Annotated in this window: 9 protein-coding genes; 4 read left to right on the forward strand and 5 right to left on the reverse strand. The window is 70.7% G+C overall.

Annotation, left to right across the window (positions count from 1 at the left end; genetic code table 11):
• Positions 1-139 precede the first annotated feature (139 nt).
• Positions 140-691: an ATP-binding protein gene (locus tag IPZ69_RS38230; RefSeq protein WP_235459318.1), complete on the forward strand. Its 552-nt coding sequence runs from the start codon at positions 140-142 to the stop codon at positions 689-691.
• Between the two features lie 165 nt (positions 692-856).
• Positions 857-2662: an alkaline phosphatase family protein gene (locus IPZ69_RS38235; RefSeq protein WP_235459319.1), complete on the forward strand. Its 1806-nt coding sequence runs from the start codon at positions 857-859 to the stop codon at positions 2660-2662.
• Between the two features lie 117 nt (positions 2663-2779).
• Here the strand turns inward: IPZ69_RS38235 and IPZ69_RS38240 are convergent, their stop codons facing one another.
• A complete protein-coding gene (locus IPZ69_RS38240; RefSeq protein ID WP_235459320.1) occupies positions 2780-3685 on the reverse strand; it encodes an MBL fold metallo-hydrolase in 906 nt (301 codons plus the stop codon).
• A 248-nt stretch (positions 3686-3933) separates the two neighbouring features.
• On the opposite strand from IPZ69_RS38240, the gene IPZ69_RS38245 reads away from it, so the two are divergent.
• Positions 3934-4506, forward strand: a complete 573-nt coding sequence (locus IPZ69_RS38245; protein ID WP_235459321.1) for a TetR/AcrR family transcriptional regulator — start codon at positions 3934-3936, stop codon at positions 4504-4506.
• A 47-nt stretch (positions 4507-4553) separates the two neighbouring features.
• On the opposite strand, the gene IPZ69_RS38250 is transcribed toward IPZ69_RS38245, so the two are convergent.
• Both IPZ69_RS38250 and IPZ69_RS38255 read right to left on the reverse strand, forming a co-directional pair.
• Positions 4554-5249 carry a hypothetical protein gene (locus tag IPZ69_RS38250; protein WP_235459322.1) on the reverse strand — a complete coding sequence of 232 codons (696 nt, stop codon included), beginning with the start codon at positions 5247-5249 and terminating at the stop codon, positions 4554-4556.
• Between the two features lie 147 nt (positions 5250-5396).
• Complete coding sequence (locus tag IPZ69_RS38255; protein ID WP_235459323.1) at positions 5397-6239, reverse strand: maleylpyruvate isomerase family mycothiol-dependent enzyme; 843 nt, start codon at positions 6237-6239, stop codon at positions 5397-5399.
• 145 nt (positions 6240-6384) lie between these two features.
• On the opposite strand from IPZ69_RS38255, the gene IPZ69_RS38260 reads away from it, so the two are divergent.
• Positions 6385-7128, forward strand: coding sequence for a class I SAM-dependent methyltransferase (locus tag IPZ69_RS38260; protein WP_235459324.1), 744 nt, complete (start codon positions 6385-6387; stop codon positions 7126-7128).
• A 6-nt stretch (positions 7129-7134) separates the two neighbouring features.
• Here IPZ69_RS38260 and IPZ69_RS38265 read toward each other — a convergent pair whose 3' ends face one another.
• Together IPZ69_RS38265 and IPZ69_RS38270 are read right to left on the reverse strand one after the other, a co-directional pair.
• A complete protein-coding gene (locus IPZ69_RS38265) occupies positions 7135-7917 on the reverse strand; it encodes a TIGR03943 family putative permease subunit (RefSeq protein WP_235459325.1) in 783 nt (260 codons plus the stop codon).
• On the reverse strand, positions 7914-8933 hold the full coding sequence (locus IPZ69_RS38270) for a permease (protein WP_235459327.1): 1020 nt from the start codon (positions 8931-8933) through the stop codon (positions 7914-7916). Before IPZ69_RS38270 ends, IPZ69_RS38265 begins: the two co-directional genes overlap by 4 nt.
• Positions 8934-9243 lie beyond the last annotated feature (310 nt).

Raw genomic sequence — 9243 nt, forward strand, 5'->3', positions numbered from 1 at the left:
CGCGCTCCTCTCCGCTCTGTCCGTTTCATCATTTTTTGTACAAGTATTTACTGTAGCGTCCGCTACATGTACCTTATAGGTGTAGCAGCTGCTACGGAAATGGCGCAGGCAGCTCGTACCCCCGAAGGGACTGATTCCCATGGCCGCCCGGGCTCTGGGTCGCACCACCAACCCCCTCGCAGAACACCGCCCCCTGGGGAAGGGGGCGTCGCGTCTGGCCCGGCAGCGGGCGATGTGGTCCCGTGTCTTCGAGCCGTTGCGGCCGCTCGACGCGCCGCGCGCCCGCGCCACCGCCTGGGACGCCTCCTGGCCCCTGCGGCGGGACCTGACCTCGGTTCGTCAGGCCCGGCGACTGGTGACCGCGCAACTGGCCGACTGGGGCGTACGGGATCTGGTCGACACCGCCGAGCTGCTGGTCAGCGAGGTCGTCACCAACGCCCTGTGCCACACCTCCGGCTCCGTGCGGCTCAACCTCCAGCTGCGTGGCGACCGCCTGCTGTGCGAGGTCGAGGACACCCGGGACGCCGCTCCCGTACGCCATGTCGTCGACCCCGAGGCGGAGGGCGGGCGCGGCACCGAGCTGCTCGACCTGCTCGCCGAGGCCTGGGGCACCACGCGTACGGCCACCGGCAAGACGATCTGGTTCCGGCTGCGGACGGAAGCGTCCGCGGCGTGCGAGCAGGGGTGGTGATCTCCGGCGTCCTGTCGATGCGACCCAAACTTGTCTGAACAAGTTTGGTCGCGGTTCTTCCGCCCGACAAGGGCGGCCGGTACCTATGTCCCGTTCATGGCGCACAGCCAGGCCCTGACACGCACCATCCTCATGGCACCCACAGCAACGGGACGAGGTATACGCATGCGACTGCGCTGGAGATCCCACGGCGGGCTACTCACCCTCCTCGGCGCACTGATCGTCTCCGCTCCCGCCCCCGCCCAGGCGGCGGGCGGCAGCGGCAACCTGATCGTCAACGGCGACGCGGAGGCCGGCGGCTACTGCACCGACGACTGGAGCAGCGCCTCCACCGTGCCCGGCTGGACCACCGAGGCCGGCGGTCCGGACGTCATGTGCCACACCGCCGGCTCCTTCGGGCTGCCGAGCGACGGCAAGGCGCCCGGCAAGGCCTTCTTCGGACCCGGCAACTTCGGCGACGGCGCGATGACACAGACCGTCGACGTCTCCTCGGCCGCCGCCGCCATCGACGGCGGGGGCGTCGACTACGACCTCTCCGGCTGGCTCGGCGGCTGGACCGCCTACAGCGGCTACGTCGGGGTCAGCCTGCACTTCCAGGACGTGAACGGCCGCCCGATCGGCGCGACCGCCAAGCTGCCCACCGTCTCCGCGAGCGACCGGGGCCTGGCCACCAAGTTCCTCTCGCGCACCACCACCGGCTCGGTCCCCACCGGCACCCGGTCCATCCAGGTCGAGGTGCAGTTCCTGTCGACGTCCCACGAGACGGGCTACCTCGACAACCTCTCGCTCACCCTGAACGCACCGGTCAACGCGCCGGCCGCGCTCACCCCGCCTGCCTCCAAGGTGCCCGGCTACGACCACGTGTTCATGGTCATGATGGAGAACACCGACTACTCCGCGATCATGAACGATCCGGCGGACACGCCCTTCATGCACAGCCTGATGGGGCAGGGCGCGACGCTGACCGACTTCCACGGCGTCTACCACCCGAGCGACGAGAACTACCTCGCCGTCGCGGGCGGCGACACCTACGCCAAGGGCGCCACCTACTGGCCCAACATCAACTCCCCGCAGCGCAACCTGGGCGACACCATCGAGGCGGCCGGCAAGAGCTGGAAGGCCTACGAACAGGGCATGGGCACGCCCTGCAACACCAGCAACAACTTCGACCGCTACTACGAGCCCGACGACGCGCCGTTCATCAACTACACCGACATCAGCGGCAACGCCTCCCGCTGCGCCGCGCACCTGTTCGACACCACGCAGCTGACCACCGACCTCCAGTCGGCCGCGACCACGCCGAACTTCTCCTGGATCGCCGCCGACGACTACTACGACGGCGAGGCCTCCGGCAACGGCTCTCCCACCAGCCTGAAGACGCAGGACGGCTGGCTGAAGCAGACGCTCGCCCCGGTGCTGACCTCCCCCGCCTGGACCCAGCAGCGCTCGCTGCTCATCCTGACCTGGGACGAGAGCAACAGCGAGGCCTACAACCACATCGTCACCACGGTCGTCGGCTCACAGGGCACCGTCCCGGCCGGCACCAGCAGCCCGGCCCACTACGACCACTACGGCATCGCCCGCACCATCGAGGGGGCCCTCGGCCTGCCCGGCCTGACGGCCAACGACACCTACGCGACGCCACTGAACGCGGCCTTCGCACCGTCCACCGCCACGAAGCCGACGCTCACCGGCGGCCAGAAGGCGGTCGCGAACGGCGGCAACGTCACCTTCCGGTACGCGGTGCCCTCCGCCGCGCAGGTGAGTGCGAAGAACTGGATCGGCATCTACCCGGCGGGCGTCGTCCCCGGCCGGCAGTCCTCATCGGCCTGGGCGTACGCGCCCAACGCGAGCGGCGCGCTGACCTTCTCCACCGGCAAGCTCAACGGCGCGGGCGCGTACGACGTGTACTACCTCGCCAACGACGGCTACTCGGTGCTGGCCGGGCCGATCTCCCTGACCGTCGGCTGATTCGCCGACCGCCGGCTGAACCGGCGACAGCGGCACGCGCGCTCGGCTCCCGGCATCTCGCCAGGGCCGGGCGCGTGTGCCTGTACCGGCCGAGAGCACCGGAAGCCGGTCACCCGGTCAGTGCGAGGTCGCGGGCACGGGCATGAGCCGGTAGGCGTCCTCGTGGGTGATCACGCGGCCGGCGGTGGGCGGCGGGAAGTGGGTGCCCAGCAGCAGGGTGTCCGTGCCGGCCAGGGAGGCGAGGAGCTCGCGGCGGGTGGCCTCGGACCGCTCGGGGTCGATGTCGACGCACGCCCCGATGGCGGGGTGGGCGAGCTGGACCGGGTGGTGGATGCAGTCGCCGGTGATCAGTGCCCGGCCGCCGCGGCCGCCGAGTTCGACGGCGAGGTGTCCCGGAGTGTGCCCCGGCGTCGGGATCAGGCGCAGGCCGGGGGCGATCTCGGTGCCCTCGGCCGGGATGTCGACCAGGTCGAGCAGTCCCGCCTCCTCGACCGGCGTCACGGAGTCACGGAACATCTGCCGGCGCGGTTCGTCCATGGCGTAGCCCGCCCAGAACTCCCGCTCGGTACGGGAGGCGAGGTAACGCGCGTTCGGGAAGGTCGGGACCCAAGTGCCGTTCTCCTCGCGCGTGTTCCAGCCGACGTGGTCGGTGTGGAGGTGGGTGAGGATCACCAGGTCGACGGATTCCGGGGGGAAACCGGCGTCGGTCAGCCGCGTCAGGTAGTCGGTCCGCAGGTCGTGCCAGGCCGGGTTGGCCCGCGTCTTGCCGTTGCCGATGCCGGTGTCGACCAGGACCCTCAGCCCACCCACCTCGAAGGCGAAGCTGTGGCTGTCCAGGCGCAGGACGCCGCCCTGGTCGGCGAAGTCGGGGCGCAGCCAGCCCTGTTCCGTGACCACGTCCGTGGTGGCGCCGGGGAGCAGCCAGGGTCCCGTCTGTGGTGGCAGGGGTGCCTCGTCGACGCGGTGGACGGTGACGTCGCCCACGGTCCAGGAGGGGCCGGTGAAGGTCTGCGGTGCGTGCATGGTCCGTCGTTTCCTCGGTCGCTGGCGGAGGTGGTCACGGGGCGGTGCCGGCATGCCGTACGGCGAGCCCTTAAAGCGAGGCGTTTGCGTTAAGCCACCGTAGGTCCTACGGTCGACTAACGCAAACCCTTAGCTTTTGGTCGGGGTGTCGCCGCGCACCCCGGCCTCCATCGGCATGCAGCTGCTGGGCCCGCCGGGGCCGCAGCCGACGGGCCTAGACGCAAGGGATTCGCTTTAAGGTGGGTCGCATGAGCAGGCAGATGGTGCGCCCCGGCGGTCGCAGCGCGCGGGTCCAGGCATCGGTGCACGACGCCGTGCGCGCACTCATGTCGGAGGTGGGCCGCGACGCCCTGACGGTTCCGCTGGTGGCCCAGCGGGCGGGAGTCACCCCGTCCACGATCTACCGCCGCTGGGGCGACCTGAAGGAACTGCTCTCGGACGTGGCGGTCGAGCGGCTGCGGCCCGACACCGCGCCCCGGGACCAGGGTGACCTGTCGGCCGATCTGACCGCCTGGGCCGAGCAGTTCCTGGACGAGATGGCGTCCGCGAGCGGCCGGGCCTACATCCGCGACGCGCTGCTCGGCGACCCGGTGGGGCGCAACGCCGGCCAGTGCTCCGCCTATGCGGCCGAGCAGATCGACGTCATCCTGGGCCGCGCGACCGAACGCGGGGAGGACACCCCGGATGTCGAAACGGTCGTCGACCGCGTCGTCGCGCCCCTGATGTACCGCATCCTCTTCCGCCCCGCCGGGCTCGACGGCACGTATGCCCGCCGACTGGTGGCGGAACTCCTCGGCACAACCGACCGCGACGACCGCTGACTGAGGCCTACTCAGGCCTACTCGGTTCTACTCAGGCCGGCTCGGTCCTACTCGGTCTCGCTCGGCTGACCGTCGGCCTCCGGCGCCGGTGCCTCCTTGGCCGTGTCGGGGGCGGTGTAGAAGACCGACGTGCCCTGCTTGGTGCGGTGAGCCTGGTTCCGGGCGACCAAATTTTCGAGGGTGGTGCGCACGACTGTCGTCTTGACGCCACGATCGGGGTGGATCTGGCCGAGGGCGGTGGCGACCTCCGCCGAGGAACGCGGTTCGCGCTGGTCGACGAGGTAGGCGCGGACGAGTTCCACCAGTGTGGGCTGGGCGGACGTGGGTGCCTTGGGTGCGGCATCAGGAGTTCTGGTCCGCTTCTTGGCGGGCGTCTTCGCGGGCGTCTTCGCGGGCGTCTTCGCAGACGTCTTGGCGGGCGTCTTCGCGGGCTTGCGCCGTTTCTGCGCGGGGACGGAACCCTTTTCCGTGCTCTTTTCCGCGGTCCCGGGCGCCGCGCTCTTTTCCGCCGTCGGCGGCGTCGAACTCATTTCCGCGGTGGGCGGCATCGCCGCGATTCCGAGCGCCTCCTGCACATTCACGAGGACGGAGTGGTCACGCTGGAGCACACCCAACTGCTCCTGCAACGCGGCGATTTCCGCGCCGATGCGTTCCTGTTCCTTGACGTTGCGCTCAAGGTCGCTGGTGACCTGGTTGATGTACTGCGATGCCAACTCGGTGGCGGGAGCCGTGTGCTCAGTCATGTGCCGGCGCTCCTTGGTTCGGTGGCCTGGCGAATTGTTGCCGGGTCGTTCAGTGCAGTGATGATACGGGTGGGTGGCCCTGTTTGTTTGCGCCCCGTTGCGTTCGATATCGCGACCACGCTCCCAGTGGGACACGGGTGTTGTGTGTCAGGGCGCGGTGAACAGGTTCGGGAAGCGCGGCGCGAGCCAGGGTTTGCGTCCCCAGGCCAGAACCTGTCCCCGGGCCATCGCCCCATATGGATTGCGCCGGCCCAGCGCGATGAGCAGGAAGGTGACGGGCTCGATGAGGATGGTGCAGTCCGCACTGTCCGGCCGCCCCGGGGTCACTCGCACGGTGCCGTCGGTGAGGGTGACGCCGATGGTCGCGCCGCCGCGCAGACGTATCGCGTACCGGGCCGTGAGGCCGCTGATGGCCGCCGCATCGGCGACGCGGGGCATGACCTGGAGCATGAAGGGCATGCACAGCGCCACACGGTCGCGGTCGATCATGTGAGGGCGGCCCACCGCGCGGGCGAGGTCGTAACCGTGGCCCAGCATGTGCGTCAGCAGATAGGACGCGAGAGTGGCCTGGTCCAGGGGACCGAGAGGGGTCAGCAGGGGCCGGCCGTCGGCGCCGCCGTCGGTCTGCGCCCCGGTCCGTTCCACGGCCTCCAGGAACACCTCTGCCTGCTCGATGATCATCGCCGCGAGGGGCTGCGCCCGGCGCTCCTCGAACACGGCGAGGGACTCCTCGTTGGCCGCCGCCAGACTCTGCGGTGTGCCGTCCCCGTACGGGCGTTCACGCCCCAGCGCGAGATCGGCCATCAGCTCGTTGGCCAGCGCCAGATGCGCGGCCGCCTCACCGATCGTCCACTGCGAATTCGGTACGGCGCCGCCGCTGTCGGTCACGTTCCGCAACAGTGCGGCGATGTCGCCGGCGGTGTCCCGGATCGCCTGCCCGAGGCCTTCGGGCAACGGCCCCTCGATGTCCTGCCGTACCGTCGGATGCACCCCGCCCGCTCCCTGTCCGTGTTCCGCACCCGTCGCACACGGGGTGCGCGGTACCCAATCAGACTCGGGGGCGCGCGACAAGCCCTCTCGCGTACCGGCGGTAATTCGCTCGACATCGCGCGGACCTGCGGCGAGTGTGGACGGCATGCTGCAGGACGACATCTGGGACGCCGAGACCGCGCGGCGGTACGACACCCCCGGCACCGGCATGTTCGCGCCGGAGGTCCTGACGCCGGCGGTGGACCGGCTCGCCGGGCTCGCGGGCGGGGGCGCGGCGCTGGAATTCGCCGTCGGGACGGGACGAGTGGCCGTGCCGCTCATCGAGCGCGGAGTCCCGGTCACCGGTATCGAGCTGTCACCCGCGATGGTGGAGCGACTGCGCACCAAGGCGGACGAAGCGACCATCCCCGTGATCATCGGCGACATGGCGACCACCGCCGCGCCCGGGGAGTACGCCCTCGTCTACCTCGTGTACAACACCATCGCCAACCTGCTCACCCAGGCCGAGCAGGTCGAGTGCTTCCGCAACGCCGCCCGCCACCTCGCACCCGGCGGCCGATTCGTCATCGAGCTGTGGGTGCCGGAGCTGCGCAAGCTCCCTCCGGGCCGGACGGCGACCGTCTGGCGCACCGACCCCGACTACATCGGCCTGGACACCTACGACGTCCTTCGCCAGCACGTCGTCTCGCACCACTTCCGCATCGACGCGACCGAGCAGGCCCAGCTGTTCCGCACCCCGCACCGCTACATCTGGCCGGCCGAGCTCGACCTCATGGCCCAACTGGCCGGTTTCGACCTGGAGTCGAGAGACGCGGACTGGACCGGCACCGAGTTCACCGCCGAGTCACGCTCCCACGTCTCCGTCTACCGGCTCCCGCCGCGCGAGTGACCGGCCTCAGGGGGCGGGGAACGGAAGGGCGTCCGTGTAGCCGTTCGACGGGCGGGTGATCTTCTTGACGGTGTGGGCGTCGAGGGCGACCGGGGCGGATTTCGTGCCCAGTGTCCCGCCGGGGTGCCAGGTGCCCGTGACGCTCACCCAGGTGTTGGCGGGCAGGGCCGGGGTCCCGTGGATCCGTATCTTGATGGACTGGGCGTCCGCCGCGCAGCAGGTGAGGATGATCCGGGTCAGGTACCAGCCGTCGCCCCGGCCGCCCGGCGTGACGAAGCCGGTCAGCTGGATGCCGCGCCCCTTGATGGCCTGTTTCCGGTCCTGCTGCACCCGGCTGGTGAAGTCGGTGAGGGTCATCGGGACGGGCGAGGTCGAGGGCAGCGGGTCGAAGTGCTCCCGCTCGGGGACGGCCTCGGGGGCCTGCCGGGAGGCCGTGTAGGCGCCCAGGGCCGGCGGGGCGTAGAACAGCAGGCTCAGCGCGGGCAGGAGCAGCAGCCAGGCGACCCGGGGTACGGCGGAGTGGTCGTGGCCGTGTCCGGCGTGATCGTCATCCGTGGGGTGGTGACCGTCGCCGGTCTCCTCGTGCGCCGCCGGTTCGGTACCCCGGCCCGGGCGGCGGCGCGGCCATGCCTCGGCCACCGCCAGCGCGAGCAGTACCGCCCCCGACGCGATCAGCGCCGGGCGCATGCCCGCTTTGACGTACCTGAGGCACAGGTCGGTGAAGAGCGAGGCGTGCAGGAGACCGAGGCCGCTGAGGGCGAGCAGGACGGTCTGGAGAGGCCGTTTCACAGCAGCACGCCTCCGATCACCACGCTGCACAGGATGGCGACGGCGGTCGTCGCGGTGGAGAAGCGGATCGCGAAGGCACGGCCGAAGGTGCCCGCCTGCAGGGCGATCAGCTTCAGGTCGACCATCGGACCGACCACCATGAAGGTCAGCCGCGCCAGCGGCGAGAAGCCGGTGAGCGAGGACGCGACGAACGCGTCGGCCTCGGAGCACACGGCGAGCACGATGGCGAGCGCCGCCAGGAACAGCACGGACAGCCAGGGCGAACCGGAGAACGCGTCGAGTACGGAGCGCGGGACGGCCACGTTGAAGGTGGCCGCCGCCATGGCCCCGACGACCAGGAAGCCGCCCGCGTGCAGGAAGTCGTGCTGGAATCCGGTCCGGAACTCGCTCCAGCGGCTGTGGCCCGGGCGGTGTCCGGTGTGTCGTGCGGCGGGCCTCAGCCATTCGGTGCGGCCGCGCCAGAGCCACAGCCAGCCCATCGCCGTGGCGGTGGCCAGGGAGGCGAGCAGCCGGGCCAGCACCATGGTGGGCCGGCCGGGGAAGGCGATGGCGGTGGCGGTCAGCACGACGGGGTTGATCGCCGGCGCCGACAGGAGGAACGCGAAGGCGGCGGCCGGGGTGACACCCCGGCCGATCAGACTGTTCGCGACCGGCACCGACGCGCATTCGCACCCGGGCAGTACGACTCCGGCGGCTCCGGCGACGGGCACGGCGAGCACGGGACGCCGGGGCAGGATGCGGTGGAACACCTCGGCCGGCACGAACGCGTTGATGGCGCCGGACAGGGCCGTCCCCAGCAGCAGGAAGGGCAGCGCCTGCACCGTGACCGACAGACAGACGGTCCGCCAGGCCTGGAGGGCCGGTCCGCTCACCGACTGGCCGACGAGGACCAGCGCCGCACCGGGCAGGATCGCGGCGGCCACCAGCAGCAGCGGCCAGTACCGGGGCGGCTCGCCCCCCGGCGCGTCGGCGGCCTCTCCCCGGGGAACGGCCGCTGTTGCCTGGCCTTCGGCCAGTTCGTCTGTCTTCTGCACCCCGGCTCCGTATGTCTGATGATCGGACCGAACATAGCGGAGGTCGGGCGGACCTCGGTGCGTCGGGGGCGCCGCTTCGGAACTCGGCGGGCCCTCGGTCCGACTCCTGAAGTGGTGCGGCTCGATCCGAGTGACGCCGTACACACGTGATCTGGAGACACGGTTGATGGACGAGTCCCGGCATTCCTCCTCCGGCGCGGACGCGGCGGCACGCGGGTGGGTACCCCCGCCCGCCCTCTGCGGGTTCCTCCTGCTGCTGGCCCTGATGTTCACGCTGTCGTACGCCATCGGC

Origin of the sequence: Streptomyces olivochromogenes, from assembly GCF_021538895.1 — a bacterium.
GTDB lineage: Bacteria > Actinomycetota > Actinomycetes > Streptomycetales > Streptomycetaceae > Streptomyces > Streptomyces olivochromogenes_A.

What these genes read in the sequence shown, in the direction of transcription:
- IPZ69_RS38260 (WP_235459324.1), top strand. Translation starts at nt 6,385, where the DNA reads ATGCTGCAGGACGACATCTGGGACGCCGAGACCGCGCGGCGGTACGAC.
- IPZ69_RS38240 (WP_235459320.1), bottom strand. Translation starts at nt 3,685, where the DNA reads ATGCACGCACCGCAGACCTTCACCGGCCCCTCCTGGACCGTGGGCGAC.
- IPZ69_RS38245 (WP_235459321.1), top strand. Translation starts at nt 3,934, where the DNA reads ATGAGCAGGCAGATGGTGCGCCCCGGCGGTCGCAGCGCGCGGGTCCAG.
- IPZ69_RS38250 (WP_235459322.1), bottom strand. Translation starts at nt 5,249, where the DNA reads ATGACTGAGCACACGGCTCCCGCCACCGAGTTGGCATCGCAGTACATC.
- IPZ69_RS38230 (WP_235459318.1), top strand. Translation starts at nt 140, where the DNA reads ATGGCCGCCCGGGCTCTGGGTCGCACCACCAACCCCCTCGCAGAACAC.
- IPZ69_RS38235 (WP_235459319.1), top strand. Translation starts at nt 857, where the DNA reads ATGCGACTGCGCTGGAGATCCCACGGCGGGCTACTCACCCTCCTCGGC.